Raw genomic sequence first — 19,666 nt, forward strand, 5'->3', positions numbered from 1 at the left:
CGCCGCCGGGGATTCAAGAGCGACCTGTGGCACAAGCAGATATCGACCAGTTCGCCGTTTATTCGTCTGTATATCGGAGTTACGGAAATATCGGCACTCTCAACGTGAAGATTGACTTAGCTAATGGAACTGTCACACCCAGCTCAGTCAGGAAGATGGCCACGCCTGCAGCAGACCAGTCAGCAGCATTTGCTAGTGCATTTGATGTGCGTCGGGAAGGCGCAACGCGTCAGCAGGTCATACAGTGGCTTGAAGCAAACGACTGGCAAGTGCCCAACACCGGCGAAAATTTCATCTTCTTCATTCAACAGGTTCTGTCCAACGCTTACAAATGGAGGAGCTCGGAGGATTACAGCATCCGCATTGACACAACGTTCAATGATAAAAGCAGGGCGATTTTCGCTTACGACTCTGCTAAGCGAGCCATTGTTTACGTTGAAGCCTACGATTCAGCAGGCAACCTCATTGGGACATCTAGCAGCGAGCCTATCAACGTCGATTACAGTTCTTACGAAAGCCCGGACGCGGCGTCTCGACCTGATTACCAGCGTGGGATAGACTGGCTCACGTCAAGTGGCGCAGCGACCATTTCTGGAGGCACAGTGACTGTAGGCAGCGGAACCGTCCTTGTCGGCGATGTAGTGCAAGTTAAGTAATGAGCACAGTCCATTTCAGGGAGCGCAGGCTTAGCCTGCGCTCCCGCGAAGTAACTCTTCTCCTTGGGACAGTGGCTTGCTCGGCCCTTTTTCTGGTGACTCAAAACCAATTTGGGCTACTTGGCTACGCAGTAGCGCCACTTTTGCTGTTAGCATTCTTCGTGTTGCAAGCAGATTTGGTGTGGCGTGGACACAAAACACCAGGGGCAGCCTTCGCTATCTCCGGCGCGGCTTGGCTGGCGTTCTCAGTCCTAGCCACCTACGTCTTCACTGGTCCCGGACGAACACAGGTTTTCTTGGAAACTTGGCTAAAGGCGCTTGCGGGTGCAGGATTCTTTGCCGCCCTTTTCTTTTTGTCGGTGCTGACCGCTAGAAAGCGATCAGTGAACCTGTATTGGTGTCTGGCCGGAAGCTTAGCGGTAGCAACTGCAGCCGCAGCAGTTCATCTTGATAAATCTGGAAAAATAGAAATCCAATGCGAGCGAGGCACCTGTGCTGCGGGTGCTATTGCCTTTTGGCCTGGCGCATTTCAGGCCTCAAATGGCAAAAGATCGATTTCCGTTGTCCTTCCTCAATCCAATGGCAAGGCACAGTAAGCACTTGTCAGGTCGGCCACCGTCTTCCACTGTTTAAGACACATCGTCACAAGTCAACACTACCAGCCCCCTAGCAGATGCCAGCACGACGCTGCTCAAGCGCCTGCAGGGGAAGCGGTCATTGGGGTCCACGCCCGGCAAGGTCAGATTGCGCTCCTGCCATTCGTCGGACCATCGGTGTCGCGCCCCATCGGATGTCAGAAAGTTCTGAACCAAGCAGATCGCTGCTTTTAATATAAATCAGACTAACAATAACAGGCTAACATTTAACTTAAATTCATTTTCAAAATCGAGAAATAAGGTCATTTAGTTAGCTTATTTACTGCAAACAGTACGCAATTGACTGCGATAAATCGACACAAATTCTCTTGAAACCCTTGGTTTACAAGGCTTCTCGCCGGATAACGAATTGGCGGACCCGGGAAGCACTTCATTGGGAATATCCCAACACCTAAGGACTGCGCCGCCGCCGCAAATTTTTGTATCGACCCCGTTGACGAATTTTCGTCCTGTCATATCCCTACTTCCATCTCCGATGGAAGTGACCCATGACCGCTCTACCCTCCGCTGCACTCAACGATTACATCGCTTCGCCCTTCGGCCTCCTGCACTTGGAAGGCATCCACATCGGACGGTTCCGTATCGACCGCGCCATCATCCGAGGCCGGGAAGCCGCCATCAATCTCCAAGAATGCATCCTCGCCGCTCTCGACGAAACCGGACGAAAGAGCGGCCTGAAGAACAACACACGCTACCCAGCGCAACTGCCCATGGGCACGCCTTCGCGCCCCTTGGTCAAGGAGATCGAAGATCATCTGGAGGACATGCGTCGCCGCCAGCTCGACCCGAAGACCGTGCAGTCCACCGAGCGCACGTTGAAGCTGCTGCTTCTTACCTGCGGCAACATCTCCGCGTCCCGTGTCGACTACCACCACATCCAAGCGCTCTGGAAGCTCCTACGCTGGGCCCCCAGGAACTTGACGTCGGACCCGCTGTTGAAGGATCTCACCTTCGACGAAGCCATCGCCATGGGGAAAGAGCAGGACGTGCCGCCGCTGGCCCCGGCCACCGAGGAGCGTCATCGCCGGTTCCTCGTCGCTTTCTTCAACCACTTGGTCAACGGACAGGCCATCGTTTCTTCGCCCATGAAAGCCTCCCGGAAGATCAAGCAGGACGACACCATCGATCCAGAGAAGGCCATCCGGCTGTTCGAGGACGAAGACCTGCAGGCCATTTTCGACCCCGAGACATTCATCCCCTGGGCCAAGAAACCCCAGTATTGGTGGGCGCCGATGATCGGCTTGTATACCGGCGCCAGGGTCAACGAGGTCTGCCAGCTGAAGCTGACCGACATCATCGAGGAACGCGGGGTGTGGTGCATCTCTTTCCAGAAGACGTTGGACCAAGACTTGGCCGCGGACCCGAAACGCCGTCGGCGCAGCCGGCAAAGCATGAAGGGCGCGGGGTGCATGCGCATCATCCCTATCGCCAAGCCGCTCTTGGAGGCCGGATTCCTGGAGTTCGTGGAAGACATGAAAGCGATCGGCCACCCTCGGCTGTTCCCCCTGCTCTCCGCCGGCGTGAACCGCACGACAGGGGAAACGAATGCGCGTTACAGCCAGCAGTTCGTGGTGGACTTTGGGCGCTACCTAAAGAGCCTGGGCTTCCCCAAGGGCGTCGGGTTCCATGCTTTCCGCCATACGCTGGCCACTGAGCTCGACGTCAACGACGTGCCGGAGAAGGAGATTGCCTTGGTCACCGGCCACAGCACCGATCCCCGCGACCGGGTCCAGGTCTTGCGCCAGCACTACCTGCACAAGAAACCGCAGGTGACACGAAGCAAGCAAATCAGCGCCTTGGAGCTCTATCAGCCAAACATGGAACTGCCGCGCTACCACCGGGGGCAGTTTGCCAAGTGCTTGGCAGCTTCGAGCAAGTTCTACCCTTGACCTCCAACCAACCCCAAACCAATACATTGCTGCGCAGCTTTCAAGGCTGCGCTATGCGAAGCGGCCTCAGGACCTCATCGACTCTGCTGCGGAGCACTACCCGCCACCACAGCCAAGTCGATTTCAAAGCGCTCATCGAACTGGTCCCATAGTTCGTCGTGGACCGTGTTTCCGGGCCCCCTGATGTGGGGGCCGTGCCACAGCACAGTAAGCACCCCATGGCGCTTCACTGCCTCAATAGCCGGAACAAAGTCACTATCCCCGGCAATTAGAATTGCCTTCTGGATCTGGCGAGTCGCTGCGAGCTCAACCATGTCCACTCCGAGGAGAATATCTACCCGCTTCTGCTGAAACACAAAGTTTGGTGCAGTCCCGCGACGCTCCAACTTACCCTGCCTGACTTGGAAGCGAGGAAGGCGAGACAGCGCGTTGAAGAACTTTTCCTTCCCTGCAAATCGCTGGGCTTCTTCTTCTGTCGGGTGGGATGATTGATACGGCGGGCAGTCGTAGTAATAAGTGCGCAACACGTCAGATCCCTGCAGGACGTGCTGCACAAATTTACTGTAGTCAATCCTTGCCCCATCAAAGTTGTTGCTGAGCAGCTTGGCTACATAGCCACCATCAATGAAAACCGCACAACGATCCATGTCCACCCCTGAATTGGATACAAAAATGGACGCCGAAGCGCCCATTTTTGCTTTTTTTACATTAAATCCGGACAGCGTTACCACCGCCGGCGAAGATTAATACCCGCTCATCCACCAGGAACGACGGGGTGCATTACAAGCCTGGAACTATACCAGCAAAAAAAAGGTTTGCAACCGCTTCATCACCATTTTCTGCTCCACTCGGCAAATCTAATGCCGCCTCCCTGCCAAGTCAATCCTTCTCAACATGTGCTTGCGGCTGGGTCAGGTAGCCCTTGATGACACCTAGAAGCCTTTCCTGACGGTCTACAGGCAATCTGGCGACAAGCAGGATGATCTCTGCCAGCACGTCCGAACTTGCATGGAAGTAGGCCGGAGGCACGTCCAGCACCTTGCTTAAAGCCGCCAGCGTCTCGTGGTCGGGCTCCCTCTCCCCCCGCTCGTAGCGGGAGAGTCGTGACGAGGCAGATTTCTCATTCATCCCCAGCAGCGCTCCCAGTTCGACTTGCGACAGGCCTGCCACGCGCCTGGCCGCACGTAGGCGACGACCGAAGACGGAACTTGTGGGCAGAGATGCGGGCATGGAGATCTAACTGATGGCTGACCTCCAAGTCTGCACCGAGTAGCATCCTAGCGCACTTATCTGCCAATATGGCAGATAGAACCACATCTATCTGAGGCCACATGGAACTTTCAGGACAAGGAGTGTTCGCAGCGCTCCTGGCATTGACACTCATCAGGCCTTTCACCACCCACGCCCAGGACGTGCCGGAACAAAAACCCGGCTTCTTCCGTCAGCTCCGAAAGAGCCTGGCCGACTCTGGGAGGCAGCTGGTCGGCATCCAGCCGAACTCGGGCAGCAAAACCAGCGCGCAAGGCACTGGCGCCATCTACGCGCCCCTCAGCGGTGCAGGAAAGCTGCCCGGGCTCTTCAAAGGCGACAACCACCAGCAGGCCCAGCACGGGAAGCTGGAGTGGCCCCGAGTCACGTTGACCTTCACCGAATGGGGCGCCTCGCTGCCCTGCTGGACGGTCGAAGCTCGCATCTGGACCAGTCCGACCGCCTCAAGCGTCGAAACCTTCCGCACCTGCTTCGATGCCGCGGTGACGGAAACGGACGACCTGGGCGAAACCGCTGAGCTCAATACCTCCGCTCTGTGGAAAGGCAGGGATACCCTCAACGGCGTCCGCGTGCCTTCCAGCAAGCCCAACACGGGCGTCCAGCGCTCCAGCGGCCCCAACCCGCCAGCGCAGCCTTTTGTCGTCAACGTGAGCCGGCCCGGCGTGGCTGACCGTGCCGTCGATGTCGCCCTGCGCGTCGCCTGGGTCTCGGGATTCCTCCAGACCTCTGACCTGCACCCGGGACCGTCAGGAATGCTGACGCCTTTCAAAGACACCAGGCTCTGGATCGCGGGCTTTAAGCCCGACGGCAACCGCGACAAGTAAGAGCCCGCTCGCCCTCACTTCCTCCCTTTTTACCCAGCAAAGGAACGACATGAAAAACGCATGGATTGGCTTGGTCGCGTTGACCATGGCCCTGGGCCTGAGTGCCTGCAGCGGCAAGCCGTCGAGCGACAGCGCCAAGCAGGCGCTGGTCGCGCTGCTTCAGCAGAGCGGCGCCGGCCAGGTCACGGACATTCAAAACTTCGAGCTCTCCGGCTGTGTGGAAGCCGAGGGCGCCGACGGCTACCGCTGCGACACGCGCGGCCAAGTGGTCCTGGTGATTGCCGGTCGGCAGGTCCCCGTGCCGGTCAACAAGAACTTGCGCTATGCCAAAGCCGACGGCACTTGGAGGGCCTACGCCAAATGAGCACGAAGACTGATTCGATGGCAGGAACGTCCGTCGACGCCGTGGGGGCTGGCGGGGACGCCGCGCTCCGCGCTGCTCCCAGGAAGGTCATGACTCCGCACAACCGCTTCTTCTGGTGGTTCTCGCTGAGCCTGCTCTTCCTGGGCCCGTTTGGTTTCATCGTCGGACCGCTAATGGCTCGACGGGGTCTGCGGAAAGCGGAGCGGCTCTATCCGCAGCAGGCTGACGCGGCTCGGCGGCGCGACCAAGGGTTCACCGCTGCACAGTGGTGGGTCATGACCCCGCTGACCGTCATGGGGGCTTTTTGGGTCACCTCGATGCTTAGCGGGCTGCCCATGGTACTGCTCGTGGCATGGATGCAGCTGACGGAATGATCGCCATCTCAAGAACGAACACTTGGCTCCCATATGGCTTCAACAAAAAAGCTCCCTTTCGGGAGCTTTTTTTTTCAATCCATCCCAAGTGGGACATTCGCGTAAACGCGACTTCTCTTCATTTCTTCGGAATTCGTTATCTGCCTAGCACCCTTCTCTCTGTGCACGCTGTAGACAGGCAAACTGGCACCAGCCTTTATTTTTTTGGTCGACTGAAAGCGCCCTAGCACACGTGCTATCAAACCCTGTTTGACCTTCATATCTTTCTCCAGTCCTGAAGGAACTTGCCTAGCGTTTCGCGTGATTTCGAATTCTTCGCCAAGTCAAAGTTCATATAGGAACCTTCACCAGCAATTTTCCAAAAATCCCTTCCGCCAACTAACGATAACACATCAGAAACCTTCAGGCAAGAGGCGAGTCCAGCCGGATAGTAGGGGAAGTGTGCGAACAGCGCTCTTGTGGGGCTCGGGACAATGCAATCGAAGCCGTATTTTGGCCATGCGAAATATCCGCCCCACCTCACGCCAGGGCTCATATCGTCCCATAAAAGGCCGCCCGCAGCCCAGAGCTTCAGCCTAGAGGTGCCGGGAATCTTCAACGCGGCCCCTGCCATGACATGAATCATGTGCCCAGCAAGCCCTTTCAGCGCAGGGTCATCTTTGAAGACAATTAGCTTCAGATAAACACCAATCTTGTCTCTTAGACCATCCAAAAATACGACCACTTCGGCGGGCTCATCGAAATATTTATCGTTTTCCACAAGAAACAAAATACCCGGGGGCACGTCCTCCCCATCAGGAATTTCTTCCTCAGACCACTCCCATTTCACCACGACCCTGATTTTCGATTTTGTCGGCGCTCCGATTAGCCCAATCAACAAATCAGTTTCGATCCCGCAACCGAGCGCATCCACCACTTCTTGGCCCAGTCCTTCAATAACACAAGTGCTGCAATCGAAATGTTCGCTCTGATATTCGACCACGCGATCATTGCTCAACTCTATCCCCTTCCTTTATTTGAAACTGCTGCGCTGCCCTGCGCTACTTGAAGTAGGTGCATAAACCGACTACAGACTACGGACAGCGCGGCCCCTTAGGCAACAGGTTCGATGTCTTGCAGCTGGACTAGCGCCCAAGACACTGCACCCGCTACAATGGCGGACCACAAAGCAGGACACCCTCCTGGTTTGCGTGGCTGTAGGAGAGTCAGGACGTTCGAGTGGGATCAGTACCTCCCCCCCCCCCCCCCCCCCCCCCCCTCTCTCTCCGCCAGTTTTATGACTCTGCAAGCTGATTGCACGGGTCCAGGGCCACGGCATCGTGGCCCACGTCTTATGGTGGCCCCGTCGGTCCCTCGCGACGCTAGATCGAGAATCCCGCCAGGGCCGGAAGGCAGCAACGGTATCGATTGATGCGGGCGCCGAGGTCAACCGGCGGGGACACCACCCTAACGTTCGACAGACGCCAAGCGAACCAGCTGGAACCTCTGGCTTGCGCACGATTGATCGAGCAGCAAATAGCGATCACCTCGTACAGCGCTGTGCGCCCATACGCAAAGCCGATGCGAAAAGCCGACCCATCATTCGTGCCCGCCGTGGCGACGGCGCATGCATCCCGCAGCGTTAGGGAAGGTCTGAACAACGCGATCGGAGGATGTGGTAAGCCATATCGGTCGCGGTGACCGCGCTCAGATCCTCGGTTTTTCGCCGTTTTTGGCGCTTTTTCGGGGTATCGTCCCGATTACGGGCGCACCTACCCCGCGGCGGTAATGAACTCTTTGCGCTTCAGCCACAGATTCGACAGCGCAAACAGCATCAGCATCTGTGCGGTGTTCTTCGCCAAACCGCGATAGCGCACCTTGACGTAGCCAAACTGGCGCTTGATCACCCGAAACGGGTGTTCCACCTTTGCACGCAGGCTGGCTTTTGTGTGCTCCCAGCGCTTGGCCAACTTCAGTTCGCGCTTGTTCTTAATCTGCTTCAGCTTCGAGGGCTTCTCCGCGATCAGGTAGCGCAGTTTGCGCTTGCGCTTCATCTCCTCGCGTTTCTCAAGCCCGGTGTAGCCGCTGTCCGCGCACAGCGTGTCCTCCTTGCCGTGCAGCAGCTTGTGCGCTTGTGTGATATCGGCCACGTTGGCCGCCGTGCACTCCACGTGGTGCACCAGCCCGGAGTCATCGTCCACCCCGATGTGCGCCTTCATCCCGAAGTAGTACTGGTTGCCCTTCTTGGTTTGGTGCATCTCCGGATCGCGCTCGCCATCCTTGTTCTTGGTCGAGCTGGGCGCAGCGATGATCGTGGCGTCCACGATCGTCCCGCCGCGCAAGCTCTGCCCCTTGCGCGACAGGTGCGCGTTGACCCGATTGAACAGCTTGCGCGCCAAATCGTGCTGCTCCAACAGATGGCGGAAGTTGAGAATCGTCGTCTCGTCCGGCACCTCATCCAGCCCGCCGATCTTGGCGAAACGGCGCATCGACACCGTGTCGTACAGCGCTTCTTCCGCCGATGGATCGCTCAGTGCATACCACTGCTGCAAAAAGTGGATGCGCAGCATGGTCTCCAGCCGATACGGCTGTCGCCCCGGCTGCCCCGACTTCGGGTAGTGCGGCTCGATCAGCGCCAGCAGGTCCTTCCACGGCACGACCTGGTCCATCTCGGCCAAGAACACCTCACGCCGCGTCCGCTTGCGCTTGCCGTTGTACTCCGCGTCGCCGAAGGTCAGCTGCATCGAAATCGTCTACTCGGGTCGTTGATCGATTGTGGCAGATCACGATGGATTGTTCAGAGTTTCCCTAACGCTGGACTTAAGCGGCGGCGTAGCCCTCCGGCTTGAACGAATTGTTAGGCCTAGGCCACGAAATCCATGACCTAGCCCGCGAGGATATCCTTTGCCTTTTTGATGAAGTAAGCACGAAGCTCATCGTCTTGGATGAATTGCTTGGCGCGTTGCTCGACTTCGGGCATGGAGCGATATTCATTTTTCCCCAAGAGGTCACTCAGATATGCATCTGCCTCAGCCTCGCTTTCAATTCTGTATGGCTCGATCATTTTTGATCCTTTTGCTTAACGCCTGAGTTAAGCCGTGCCGCGAAGCCGCATCGGCTTGAATGAATTGTTAGGGCGCACTAGCCGCACCGTTTTGTAGCCGTTCTAGCTTTCTCAGCTTGTGGACCAAAAGCCTAGCCCCACTCTCATCCACGAAGTCTTCGTACATAACCGTGCTGTCTCTGAAATGCTGCTCCAAGCGGTTTAGAACAGCGCGCAACGCCGCTAGCATTTGCTCCACGATCGCCCTGCTTATGCCGCTCAGGGGGTCGGAACCTCGATTGCTGAGGTAGTTGTGATCCTGATGAGCAATGCGTTTATTACGATGTTCGCGCGCAAACTCCGCTGAGTCCAACGCCTTGTCGCAAAGTGATTGAAGCTCGGTTCGTAGCACCAGATCCGTTATCAACGGAGGCAGCGACTGTATTGTCAGGTTCCTTTTCTTGCCTGTTGCCTGCGGATCTGTCATCCGTGAGACTCCAAGCAAGACACTGTCCCACAGCTCGTCTTGCACGATCTTGAAGAACAGACCAGCGGTTCTATTAAGCAGGTGGACCGTCCCCGTGTCATTTCCAAACAGCTGACGATATTGCTGCCAAAGGATGTGGAGCTCGACGAGCTTTCGATAGAGCTCGTAGAAGCTGGCGCCTAACTCCTCTCCCATTGAGGAAATGTACTCGGCACGTATCTCATCCATGGATCGCGTGGTCATCCGCGTTCGCCCTAACTACATTGGACCGCCGAAATGCGGTGTTGCGTTGAGTATCTTGGATCGCTGCCGCTTTGTGAAGGAGGAAATCCTATCCGGGGTCACGGGATTGCACGATGGCAAGCGGACGCGACCATTCGGATGCTTTCAGTGTTATCCAGCAAGGATGCAGGCGTATGAGATACGCCCCAAAAAGCACGGCGTAACAGTGCTTCCACCGCTCTGGCTACTCGAACAGATGCGCGATCGCCCGCGCATACGGCACTACAGCCTGCGCACCGAGCAGCCTATCTGGGCTGGATACGGCGCTTCATCCTTGCCAGCGGCAAGCGTTATCCGGCGCAGACGGGCCAAATGGAGGTCGCGGTGTTCCTCACCCGCATGGCGGCCGATGCGCAGGTGACTACGGGCATACAGAACCAGGCGTTTGACGTCGCTGTTGTTTCTCTAACGCGACGTATTGCGTATCGATCGGCATCACGTGCCCCAGGAAATCCTAGCGTTGAAAATCTTGAGTAATAACGTCGCAGTGCACGATCATGAAGTCACGACGTTCACCGCCAGAAACAAAAAAACCGCGCAATGCGCGGTTTTTTCGTCAGACCTTTTGCCAACCCATCAAGGACGACGCGCCAGCGCCTCCACGTCCTTGGCCTTCGGCAGCAGGTCCTGCTTGGTCACCGCAAACGGACCGATGCTCAGCATCGGTACGGCCACGATCACCGAGGAGATCACCACGATCACTGCGCCGATCATGTGGGTTTCGGCCAGGCCCTCCATCGATTCGCCGCCGTAGATGTACAGCGCCAATGCCGACAGGAAGAACATCACCGCGGTGATCACCGTGCGCGAGAGCGTCTGGTTGATCGAGCGGTTCAGCACTTCCAGCGGCTCCACGCGCAGTGCGCGGAAGTTTTCGCGCACGCGGTCGAACACCACGATGATGTCGTTGATCGCAAAGCCCATCACCGACAGCAGGCCGGCCAGCACGGTCAGGTCGAACTCGCGACCGGTCAGCGACACGAAGGCCACGGTGACCAGCAAGTCGAACAAGGCGGTCAGGCTGGCGACCACCGCGAACTTCCACTCGAAGCGGAACGCGATGTAGATCAAAAAGCCCACCAGCATGAACACCGTGGCATACACGCCATTCAAGGCCAGATCCTTGCCGACCTGCGGGCCGACGAATTCGCCAGGCTGCACGGTGGCCGGATTCTCGTCGCTGGTCACTGCCTTGCGCACATCTTCGGCAACGGTGCGCGCGGCATCGTCGCGATTGTTGTTCTGCCCATGCGGCTGCAGGCGAATCATGACTTCATTGCCGCCGCGCGCGTTCTGCACCTGGGCGTTTTCGAAGCCGGCCTTGGACAGCTTCTCGCGCACCTGGTCCACGTCCACGGTCTTCTGGAACGAGGTCTGCACCAGCGTGCCGCCGGTGAATTCCAGCGCGTAATTGAAACCCTTGCCGACGATGATGCCGACCGAGGCGACTGCCAGCACCAGCATCAAGATCAGCACCGGCTTGCGCCAGCTCATGAAATCGATCTTGGTGTCGTTGGGAATGAGATGGAGCGGGAACAATTTCATGGAAAAGATCTTCCGTTTAAGACGTTTGCGCCATTGGGGCGCAGACGCTTGCAAAGGGATTCATTCCCCGACCGCGTGCAGCTGGGCTGCACCGGCCAGGGCCGGACTCGCATCTCAGATAGCGACAGACTTCAGCTTCTTGCGGCTGCCATAGATCAACACCGCCAGCGCGCGCGAGACCGTGATCGCGGTGAACATCGAGGCGAAAATACCGATCATCATGGTCAGCGCGAAGCCCTTCAGCGGGCCGGTACCGAACGCGTACAAGGCCACCGCCACGATCAGACCGGTGAGGTTGGCGTCGAGGATGGTGCCGCCCGCCTTTTCATAACCGGCCGCGATCGCCGACTTGGCCGGCACGCCCAGGCGCAACTCTTCGCGGATACGCTCGTTGATCAACACGTTGGCGTCCACCGACAGACCCACCGACAGGGCAAGGCCGGCAAAGCCCGGCAGCGTCATGGTGGCGCCGAACAGCGACATCACCGCCACCACGATCAGCAGGTTGAACAGCAGCGCCACCGAGGTGATCGCGCCGAACACGCGGTAGTAGATGGTGAAGAACACCAGGGTGAACAGGAACGAGTAGACCACCGCGGTGACGCCACGCTCCACGTTCTCCGCACCCAGGCTCGGACCGATCACGTATTCCTCGACGAAATCCATCGGCGCGGCCAGCGAGCCGGACTTCAGCAGCTTGGCCAGGTTCTCGGCTTCGGTCTTTTCCAGGCCGGTGGTCTGGAAGTTCTTGCCGAATACGCCGGCAATGCGGGTCGGCGACAAGGCTTCTTCCTTGACCCGCACGCTGCGCACTTCCTTGCCGTCGACCATGGTCACGGTGGGGATGCGCTCGATGTAGACCACCGACATCAGCTTGCCGACGTTGGCGCTGGTGTAGTCGAACATGCGCTGGCCGGCGACGTTGTTGAGCGTCACCGCCACTGCCGGCATGCCGTTCTGGTCGGTGCTGACCGATGCGCTGACCATCTGGTCGCCGGTCACCAGCGCGCGCTTGTTCAACAACACCGGAGCGTTGCTGTCGCGCAGGCGATAGACCTTGGCCTCCGGCGGAATGTTGCCGCTACGCACGGCGTCGTCGGCGTTGCCGTCGACCACGGCGCGGAATTCCAGCGAGGCGGTAGCACCGATCAGGCGCTTGGCTTCGGCGGTGTCCTGCAGACCGGGCAGTTCGACCACGATGCGGTCCTCGCCCTGGCGCTGGATGGTGGGCTCGGACACGCCCAGCGCGTTGACGCGGTTGCGCAAGGTGGTGAGGTTTTGCTCGATCGCACCGCTGGCGATCTGCTTGAGCTCGGCCTCCGGCACCTTGACTGCGATGTTCTGGCCGCTGACGTCGTAAGTCAGGGTCGGCTGCGCCTTGGCCAGCGTCACGCGCGCGGCGTCGGCATTGGCGCCCTCGCCCAGGTTGACCTGGATACTGTTGTCGGCGCGACGCTCCACCGAGCGGTACGGGATACGCGCATCGCGCAAGGTGGTGCGGATGTCTTCGGCAAAGCCGTCCAGGCGCTTTTCCAGCGCGGCCTTCTGATCGACCTGCATGGCGAAGTGCACACCGCCCACCAGGTCCAGACCCAGCACCATCGGCCGGCCGCCCAGCTTGGCCAGCCAGTCCGGCACGGTGGAGGCCAGGTTCAGCGCCACGGTGTAGTTCTCGCCCAGCTGCTGACGCAACACGTCGTTGGCGCGGGTCTGCGCCTGCAGCGAAGGCAACCGCACCATCAGGCTGTCGCCTTCCTTGGTGATCGCCTTCGGGGTGATGCCGGCGCTCTTGAGCTCGCCGTCGATGCGGCTGCGCAATGCGTCGTCGAGCTGCGCACCGCGGCTGGCGGTGATCTGCACGGACGGGTCCTTCTGGTACACGTTGGGCAGCGCATACAGCGCACTGACGGCCAGTACCAGCAGGATCAGGAAATACTTCCAGCGAGGAAATTCGAGCATTGCGACAGTCCCGCGTGGCACCATCCCGGCGCCGCGCCTAGCAGTGAGAACGACTTCAAGCGACCGGTACAACGTCGCCAATGGTCTTCAGATGGATACGGGCGGTACGGCAGAACCGGTGGGTCACAATCTCCGGCTCCACTTTGCGACTGCGCCTACCTGACGGCGGCGCAGCCGTTGCAAGACGCGTTTAGCTCGCCGACTTCAGCGTGCCCTTCGGCAGCACATGGCCCACCGCGCTCTTCTGCACGCGGATACGCACGTTGTCGGCCACTTCCACGCTGATGAAGTTGTCGCCGATGTCGGTGATCACGCCGGCCACGCCGCCGGAAGTGATCACTTCATCGCCGCGCGCCAGCTTGTCCAGCAGCGCCTTGTGCTCTTTCTGACGCTTCATCTGCGGGCGGATCATCAGGAAGTACATCACCGCGATCAGGATGATCGGCAGCGCGAAGGTGGACAGGCCGCCCATCGGGCCGGGTGCCGGCGCGCCGCCAGCGGCCTGCGCCTGGGCAGCGGGGATCAGGAAATCGAGCAGATTCATTCAGTGCATCCTAGTTTGGTGCCAGCGCGACCATGGGCCCGCTCGCTATTCAGGTACCGCCGGAGCGGAACAGCCGGGAATTATGCCACGCAGGTTCCACGCCGTCCGCGCCAGGGCGCGGGCGGCCGGTCTCAGCTGGCTTCCCCCGGCAACGGCGGCGTGGTGGCGCCGCGTGCCGCATAGAAGGACCGCCGGAACTCCACAAAGGTTCCCGCCGCGATCGCCGCGCGCATGTCGGCCATCAGTTTTTCGTAGTACCAGAGGTTGTGCAGGGTGCCCAGCATCGGCGCCAGCATTTCGTTGCAGCGGTCCAGATGGCGCAGGTAGGCGCGCGTATAGCCGCTGCTGCAGGCATGGCAGCCGCAGCCCGGCTCGATGGTGTCCAGGTCGCGTTCGTACTTGGCGTTGCGGATGCGCACGGTGCCGAACGAGGTGAAATAGTGGCCGTTGCGCGCATTGCGGGTGGGCATGACGCAGTCGAACATGTCCACCCCCCGGGCCACGCCTTCCACCAGATCCTCCGGTCGGCCCACGCCCATCAGGTAGCGCGGGCGCTCGGCCGGAAGGCGTGGATGCAGGTGTTCGAGCATGGCGTTGCGCTCGTGCTCGGGCTCGCCCACTGCCAGCCCGCCAATCGCATAGCCGTCGAAACCGATGCCTTGCAGGCCCTCCAGCGAGCGGCTGCGCAGGTCCGGATGCACCCCGCCCTGCACGATGCCGAACAGCGCCGCATCGTTGCCCAGCCCGTCGTGCGCATCGCGCGAGCGCTGCGCCCAGCGCAGGCTCAGCTCCATCGAGCGGCGCGCCACCTCTTCGGTGGCCGGGTACGGCGTGCACTCGTCGAAGATCATCACGATGTCCGAATCGAGCACCTTCTGGATCTGCATGCTCTCTTCGGGGCCCAGGAACACCCGCGCACCATCGGTGGGCGAGGAAAAGGTCACGCCCTGCTCGGTGATCTTGCGCCGGTGCGCCAGCGAAAACACCTGGAACCCGCCGGAATCGGTCAGGATGGGGCCATCCCAGCGCGCAAACCCGTGCAGCCCGCCGTGATCGCCGATCACCTCCAGGCCGGGGCGCAGATACAGATGGAAGGTGTTGCCCAGGATGATCTCCGCACCCAGGGCACGGATCTGCTCGGGCAGGATGCCCTTGACCGACCCATAGGTCCCGACCGGCATGAACGCAGGGGTCTGGACCGTGCCGCGCGGAAAGGTCAGGCGCCCACGCCGGGCATGCCCGTCGGTGGCTTGGAGTTGGAACTGGAGTCGGGACATTGAAAGGCCGGGAATGGGGAATCGGGAATGGAGAATCGGAAAAGCGGTTGGCAGGCGGCTGATCGTTTGGCGGATACCGCCTTACGATTCTCCATTCCCGATTCCCGATTCCCTGCCCCACAACAACATCGCATCGCCGTACGAAAAGAAGCGATAGCGCTGCGCGATGGCATGGTGGTAGGCCTCGAAGATGCGCTCGCGGCCGGCGAAGGCGGAGACCATCATCATCAAGGTGCTTTCGGGCAGATGGAAGTTGGTGACCATCGCATCGACGCTGCGGATGCGGTAGCCGGGCAGGATGAAGATCTGGGTTTCGCCGGCGAACGGCTGCAATTCGCCTTCGGGCGCGGCCTCGGTGGTGCGCCAGGCGCTTTCCAGCGAGCGCACCACCGTCGTGCCCACCGCGATGACGCGGCCACCGCGGGCGCGGGTGCGCCGCACCTGTTCCACCAGCGCCGCACCCACGTTGAGCCACTCCTTGTGCATGACGTGCTGGTCGAGCTTGTCCACCCGTACCGGCTGGAAGGTGCCGGCCCCCACATGCAAGGTGACGTGGCCGAACTCCACCCCGCGCTCGCGCAAGCGCGCCAGCAGTGGCTGGTCGAAGTGCAGCCCGGCGGTGGGCGCGGCGACCGCGCCGACTTCGCGCGCGAATACGGTCTGATAGCGCTCGCGGTCTTCCACGCCCGGCTCGCGGCGGATGTAGGGCGGCAGCGGCAGGCGACCAGCCTCCAGCAGCCAGTGCTCCAGCGGGGTCGGGATCTGAAAACGCAGCAGATAGAACTCGCCATCGCGGCCAAGCACCTCGGCCTGGCCGCCGGCATCGAGCGCAATCACGCTGCCGGCCTTGGGCGACTTGCTGGCGCCGATCTGCACGCGCGCCTCGCGTTCGCCAAGCAGGCGCTCGATCAGGATTTCCACCCGCCCGCCACTGGCTTTCTGCCCGAACAAGCGTGCCGGAATGACCCGGGTATCGTTGAAGATCAGCAGATCGCCGGGCTGCAGCAGCTCGGGCAGATCGCGCACCTGGCGGTCGGCCAGCGCCTGAGGCGACGGCGGCACCACCAGCAACCGGCTCGCCGCGCGCTCGGCCAGCGGCGCCTGGGCGATCAGTTCGTCGGGCAGGTCGTAATGGAAATCGGACTTCTTCAAGGCCGCAGGATCGTTGTCTGAGTAGCCGCATAGTGTAACTGCGGCCGGGAATGGAGAATTGGGAATGGGGAATCGGACGAGCGGCAGGGCTTCATCGTCGCCTTTCCGCCCCCGATTCGCTGCTCTTACGATTCCCTATTCCCGATTCTCCATTCACCGCTCGAACTTGGTCGACAGGATGATCGCGCTGGTCGTGCGCTCCACGCCGTCGATGGCGCCGATGGCGTCGGTGAGTACGTCCATCTCGTTGACGCCACCGACCACGCCCAGGGCGACCAGGTCGTACGCACCGCTGACCGAGTGCAGCAGGCGCACTTGCGGGATATCGCGCAGCGCCTTCACCACGGCCGGCATCTTCTTGGGCAGCACGGTGATCAGGATGTGCGCGCGGATGCGGCCCTGCTCGTAGTCGTCATGCGTGCGCACGGTGTAGCCGCTGATCACGCCATCGCGTTCGAGCTTTTCGATGCGGCTTTGCACGGTCGTGCGCGAGAGCCCGAGCCGCCGCGCGATCTGGGCGGTGGAAGCGCGCGCGTCCTCGCGCAGCAGCGACAACAGGCGTTCGTCGGAGGGGTTGATCTTCACTATTGCGCATTGGTTTCGGCGATTCGCCGAAAATACCGCACTTCCTGCCCAGATTCACGCTGCCAAATGCCGATCTTCTGCCGATAATAGAAAGGGAACGCCACCTTAAAGGAGATGCGCCATGTCCGTCCTTGCCCCGCTCGCCCCGCTGCGTGCCCATGCCGGCCGCCGCCTGACCGAAGGCCTGGACGACGCGACCATCGCGCGCCTGGCCGCCAACCACCCAGACCTGCAGCACGCCATCCAGGCCGCCGCTGCCGAATACGCGCTGGTGCGCGACGATGCCGCCGACCTGCTGGACCTGGACGAAGAGGCGCAGATCGGCGCGGTGCAGGAAGGGTTCATCAATTTCTACGCCGACGATGCAGTGACGCCATATGTGGCACTGGCCGCACGCGGGCCATGGGTGGTCACGCTCAAGGGCGCAGTGCTCTACGACGCCGGCGGCTACGGCATGCTCGGCTTCGGCCATACGCCGGCCGCGGTGCTCGAGGCCATGGCGCGCCCGCAGGTGATGGCAAACGTGATGACGCCCAGCCTGGCGCAACGCCGGCTCGATCGCGCCCTGCGTGCGGAGATCGGCCACAGCCGCGGCGGCTGCCCGTTCGCACGCTTCATGTGTCTCAATTCCGGCTCCGAAGCGGTGGGCCTGGCCGCGCGTCTCGTCGATACCAATGCCAAGCTGCACACCGACCCGGGCGCACGGCACGCCGGCGCCACCATCAAGCGCCTGGTGGTGAAGGGCAGCTTCCATGGCCGCACCGATCGCCCGGGGCTGTATTCCGATTCCAGCCGCAAGACCTACACCAAGTACCTGGCCAGCTATCGCGACGAAGATTCGGTGATCGCGATCGCGCCGTACGACGTGGCCGCATTGCAACGCGCCTTCGATGAGGCCGCGCGCAATCATTGGTTCATCGAAGCGGTGTTCCTGGAGCCGGTAATGGGCGAAGGCGACCCGGGGCGCGCGTTGCCGGCCGAGTTCTACGCCGCTGCGCGCGCGCTCACCCGGACCCATGGCAGCCTGTTGCTGGTCGATTCCATCCAGGCCGGGCTGCGCGCGCATGGCGTGCTCTCGGTGGTGGACTACCCCGGATTCGAGCAGCTCGACCCGCCGGATCTGGAAACCTATTCCAAGGCGCTCAACGCGGCCCAGTACCCGCTGTCGGTGCTGGCGGTGACCGAGCACGCTGCGCAGGTGTACCGCAAGGGCACCTACGGCAACACCATGACCACCAACCCGCGCGCGCTCGACGTGGCCTGCGCCACGCTGGCGTTGTTCACGCCGCAGGTGCGCGAGAACATCCGCATCCGCGGTGCGCAGGCGATTGCCAAGCTGGAAGCGCTGCAAGCCGAACTCGGCGGCTTGATCACCAAGGTGCAAGGCACCGGCCTGTTGTTCTCTTGCGAACTGGCGCCGCAATTCAAGTGCTACGGCGCCGGTTCCACCGAGGAGTGGTTGCGCCATCGCGGCGTCAACGTGATCCACGGCGGCGAGAATTCGCTGCGTTTCACCCCGCACTTCGCGATGGACGAAGACGAGCTCGATCTGCTGGTCGGCCTGATCGCCCGTGCGCTCAAGGAAGGTCCACGTCAGGTGCAGGCCGAGGCGGCCTGAGTCGCTCCATGCGGCACGCCGGCGCGCATGGCGTCGGCGTGCACCCCGGCAGACGGCGAGTCTGCTCCGCCCACATGCTGTGGAGCCTGGCGGTCTGATCAGCGCCAGCGCCGCTGGCGTTCAATCGAGCCAGGTCGCGCCATCAGCGAACGCGCGCCATCTGCACTGCTTGCCAGACTTCGCGCAACACCGGCAACACATGATGCGAAGCCAATTGAACATGCAAGCTTGCGCTTGCATAAATCGCCTACTGCATGCAGGGCAATGACCTCACTCGGTTTCGACCTGGGCGACCCTGCCCCAGGTCGATTGCCGTATCACCGCGCATGCTGCCATTCAAATCGGCACCGCATTCAACTTGCGGCGCAGGTAGTTGGTCAGCGCACGCCGCGGCGACTTGCCGCGCCACGATGCCCAGCACAGGTGCGAGCCGACCGCGATCTTGCCGCCACGATGGCCAAGCCCGAACCAGGTGCGATCCGGATGGAAGGCGTCGCGTGGGGGGAACAGGATGTCGGCGAACTGCCCACCGTGCGCGTTGTAGAAACGCGTCAGCCCACGCGGGCCCGAAATCATCGGAATCTCGCGATGGTCCTTTAGCGTTTCCGGGGCGTGCGCGGTAAAGATGTGTTCGATGAACGCGCGCCAGAACGGATGCCCGGGCTCTGAGCCGAACACGGCATTGCCGATCTTGAAGTCTTCCTGGCCCGGCGCACCTTCCTCGACGGGCAGCACGCAATGCTACGACAGCACCTGCGCATCGAGTGGTCGCAGCAGTTTGTAGTCGGTGTCGAAGTAGAAGCCGCCATGCGCGTGCATGTACGCGCAGCGGGCGATGTCGGCTTTCATCACGCCGAAGCGGATCTGCTCGTAGCGCGCGGCAAACTCGGGGAACGCACGCCGCATCAGTTCTGCGTTATCGGCGTCGTCCCAGACGTAACAGGTCCATCCAGGCAACAGGCGCTGCAGGCGATCGCAGATCCTGCGCTCTTCCCACAGCAACTGCTTGGTGGGTGCGGTCAGGTGAATCAGTTGGGGAATCATGGGGGCGACTCGGGCTGTGGGGGAGCCAAGCCGCCCCCGCAGCGCCGCATCGATTCGGTTACCTGGTTGCTGGCTCGGCCGTACCAACCGTAGTCGCACTATCGACGTGACATAAATCG

General features: G+C 60.9%; 22 protein-coding genes and 1 other RNA gene. 9 read left to right on the forward strand and 14 right to left on the reverse strand.

Going from position 1 to position 19,666, the window contains the following annotated elements:
* Window positions 1-26 precede the first annotated feature (26 nt).
* The 3 genes from ACCQ03_RS12920 to ACCQ03_RS12930 all read left to right on the forward strand — a co-directional run bounded on the left by ACCQ03_RS12920 (window position 27) and on the right by ACCQ03_RS12930 (window position 3,201).
* Window positions 27-656 (forward strand): hypothetical protein, encoded by a 630-nt coding sequence (locus ACCQ03_RS12920; protein ID WP_029217237.1) that lies wholly within the window; start codon window positions 27-29, stop codon window positions 654-656.
* Window positions 656-1,252, forward strand: coding sequence for a hypothetical protein (locus ACCQ03_RS12925; protein ID WP_005997165.1), 597 nt, complete (start codon window positions 656-658; stop codon window positions 1,250-1,252). Before ACCQ03_RS12920 ends, ACCQ03_RS12925 begins: the two co-directional genes overlap by 1 nt.
* Before the next feature lie 548 nt (window positions 1,253-1,800).
* Window positions 1,801-3,201, forward strand: a complete 1,401-nt coding sequence (locus ACCQ03_RS12930; protein ID WP_209227951.1) for a site-specific integrase — start codon at window positions 1,801-1,803, stop codon at window positions 3,199-3,201.
* A gap of 74 nt (window positions 3,202-3,275) precedes the next feature.
* On the opposite strand, the gene ACCQ03_RS12935 is transcribed toward ACCQ03_RS12930, so the two are convergent.
* Both ACCQ03_RS12935 and ACCQ03_RS12940 read right to left on the reverse strand, forming a co-directional pair.
* Complete coding sequence (locus ACCQ03_RS12935; RefSeq protein ID WP_139791022.1) at window positions 3,276-3,932, reverse strand: NYN domain-containing protein; 657 nt, start codon at window positions 3,930-3,932, stop codon at window positions 3,276-3,278.
* A gap of 148 nt (window positions 3,933-4,080) precedes the next feature.
* The gene (locus tag ACCQ03_RS12940; protein WP_057679996.1) at window positions 4,081-4,371 is read right to left on the reverse strand and encodes a helix-turn-helix domain-containing protein; all 291 of its coding nucleotides are present in this window, start codon (window positions 4,369-4,371) and stop codon (window positions 4,081-4,083) included.
* A 161-nt stretch (window positions 4,372-4,532) separates the two neighbouring features.
* Between ACCQ03_RS12940 and ACCQ03_RS12945 the strand changes: the two genes are divergently transcribed.
* The 3 genes from ACCQ03_RS12945 to ACCQ03_RS12955 are packed head-to-tail and all read left to right on the forward strand — an operon-like array spanning window position 4,533 to window position 6,032.
* The gene (locus ACCQ03_RS12945; RefSeq protein WP_057679997.1) at window positions 4,533-5,294 is read left to right on the forward strand and encodes a hypothetical protein; all 762 of its coding nucleotides are present in this window, start codon (window positions 4,533-4,535) and stop codon (window positions 5,292-5,294) included.
* A 49-nt stretch (window positions 5,295-5,343) separates the two neighbouring features.
* Complete coding sequence (locus ACCQ03_RS12950; protein WP_150145610.1) at window positions 5,344-5,658, forward strand: hypothetical protein; 315 nt, start codon at window positions 5,344-5,346, stop codon at window positions 5,656-5,658.
* Window positions 5,655-6,032, forward strand: coding sequence for a hypothetical protein (locus ACCQ03_RS12955; RefSeq protein ID WP_209227950.1), 378 nt, complete (start codon window positions 5,655-5,657; stop codon window positions 6,030-6,032). The genes ACCQ03_RS12950 and ACCQ03_RS12955 overlap by 4 nt, the downstream gene beginning before the upstream one ends.
* A 256-nt stretch (window positions 6,033-6,288) precedes the next feature.
* Here ACCQ03_RS12955 and ACCQ03_RS12960 read toward each other — a convergent pair whose 3' ends face one another.
* Window positions 6,289-7,029, reverse strand: a complete 741-nt coding sequence (locus ACCQ03_RS12960; protein WP_150145608.1) for a hypothetical protein — start codon at window positions 7,027-7,029, stop codon at window positions 6,289-6,291.
* Between the two features lie 345 nt (window positions 7,030-7,374).
* Here ACCQ03_RS12960 and ffs point away from each other — a divergent pair.
* An RNA gene (gene ffs / locus ACCQ03_RS12965) (signal recognition particle sRNA small type) lies at window positions 7,375-7,471 on the forward strand.
* A gap of 312 nt (window positions 7,472-7,783) precedes the next feature.
* On the opposite strand, the gene ACCQ03_RS12970 is transcribed toward ffs, so the two are convergent.
* From ACCQ03_RS12970 to ACCQ03_RS12980, 3 genes are all read right to left on the reverse strand, one after another.
* Window positions 7,784-8,755: an IS5 family transposase gene (locus ACCQ03_RS12970; RefSeq protein ID WP_150147813.1), complete on the reverse strand. Its 972-nt coding sequence runs from the start codon at window positions 8,753-8,755 to the stop codon at window positions 7,784-7,786.
* Between the two features lie 140 nt (window positions 8,756-8,895).
* Entirely contained in the window at window positions 8,896-9,075 is a 180-nt protein-coding gene (locus ACCQ03_RS12975; RefSeq protein WP_057659538.1) for a hypothetical protein, read from the reverse strand.
* 67 nt (window positions 9,076-9,142) lie between these two features.
* Window positions 9,143-9,784, reverse strand: a complete 642-nt coding sequence (locus tag ACCQ03_RS12980) for an AbiU2 domain-containing protein (protein ID WP_057677863.1) — start codon at window positions 9,782-9,784, stop codon at window positions 9,143-9,145.
* Window positions 9,785-10,093: 309 nt separating this feature from the next.
* Here ACCQ03_RS12980 and ACCQ03_RS12985 point away from each other — a divergent pair, with 309 nt between their 5' ends.
* Complete coding sequence (locus ACCQ03_RS12985) at window positions 10,094-10,300, forward strand: hypothetical protein (protein ID WP_342343559.1); 207 nt, start codon at window positions 10,094-10,096, stop codon at window positions 10,298-10,300.
* Window positions 10,301-10,399: 99 nt separating this feature from the next.
* Here the strand turns inward: ACCQ03_RS12985 and secF are convergent, their stop codons facing one another.
* From secF to ACCQ03_RS13015, 6 genes are all read right to left on the reverse strand, one after another.
* Entirely contained in the window at window positions 10,400-11,368 is a 969-nt protein-coding gene (secF, locus tag ACCQ03_RS12990; protein ID WP_057661353.1) for a protein translocase subunit SecF, read from the reverse strand.
* A gap of 114 nt (window positions 11,369-11,482) precedes the next feature.
* Window positions 11,483-13,327, reverse strand: coding sequence for a protein translocase subunit SecD (secD, locus tag ACCQ03_RS12995; protein ID WP_014090428.1), 1,845 nt, complete (start codon window positions 13,325-13,327; stop codon window positions 11,483-11,485).
* A 190-nt stretch (window positions 13,328-13,517) separates the two neighbouring features.
* A complete protein-coding gene (gene yajC / locus ACCQ03_RS13000) occupies window positions 13,518-13,871 on the reverse strand; it encodes a preprotein translocase subunit YajC (RefSeq protein WP_003489768.1) in 354 nt (117 codons plus the stop codon).
* A gap of 131 nt (window positions 13,872-14,002) precedes the next feature.
* On the reverse strand, window positions 14,003-15,148 hold the full coding sequence (gene tgt, locus ACCQ03_RS13005) for a tRNA guanosine(34) transglycosylase Tgt (RefSeq protein ID WP_057677861.1): 1,146 nt from the start codon (window positions 15,146-15,148) through the stop codon (window positions 14,003-14,005).
* An 81-nt stretch (window positions 15,149-15,229) separates the two neighbouring features.
* The gene (queA, locus tag ACCQ03_RS13010; protein WP_057677860.1) at window positions 15,230-16,300 is read right to left on the reverse strand and encodes a tRNA preQ1(34) S-adenosylmethionine ribosyltransferase-isomerase QueA; all 1,071 of its coding nucleotides are present in this window, start codon (window positions 16,298-16,300) and stop codon (window positions 15,230-15,232) included.
* Window positions 16,301-16,453: 153 nt separating this feature from the next.
* Window positions 16,454-16,885 carry an Lrp/AsnC family transcriptional regulator gene (locus tag ACCQ03_RS13015; RefSeq protein ID WP_209227794.1) on the reverse strand — a complete coding sequence of 144 codons (432 nt, stop codon included), beginning with the start codon at window positions 16,883-16,885 and terminating at the stop codon, window positions 16,454-16,456.
* Between the two features lie 121 nt (window positions 16,886-17,006).
* Here ACCQ03_RS13015 and ACCQ03_RS13020 point away from each other — a divergent pair, with 121 nt between their 5' ends.
* Window positions 17,007-18,503, forward strand: a complete 1,497-nt coding sequence (locus ACCQ03_RS13020; RefSeq protein ID WP_209227796.1) for an aminotransferase class III-fold pyridoxal phosphate-dependent enzyme — start codon at window positions 17,007-17,009, stop codon at window positions 18,501-18,503.
* A 336-nt stretch (window positions 18,504-18,839) separates the two neighbouring features.
* Here ACCQ03_RS13020 and ACCQ03_RS13025 read toward each other — a convergent pair whose 3' ends face one another.
* Window positions 18,840-19,238, reverse strand: coding sequence for a hypothetical protein (locus ACCQ03_RS13025; protein WP_139790927.1), 399 nt, complete (start codon window positions 19,236-19,238; stop codon window positions 18,840-18,842).
* 6 nt (window positions 19,239-19,244) lie between these two features.
* Window positions 19,245-19,547, reverse strand: a complete 303-nt coding sequence (locus ACCQ03_RS13030; protein ID WP_057677858.1) for a glycosyltransferase family 32 protein — start codon at window positions 19,545-19,547, stop codon at window positions 19,245-19,247.
* Between the last annotated feature and the right edge of the window lie 119 nt (window positions 19,548-19,666).

Source organism: Xanthomonas sp. NCPPB 3569, from assembly GCF_041475645.2.
Lineage (GTDB): Bacteria > Pseudomonadota > Gammaproteobacteria > Xanthomonadales > Xanthomonadaceae > Xanthomonas > Xanthomonas phaseoli.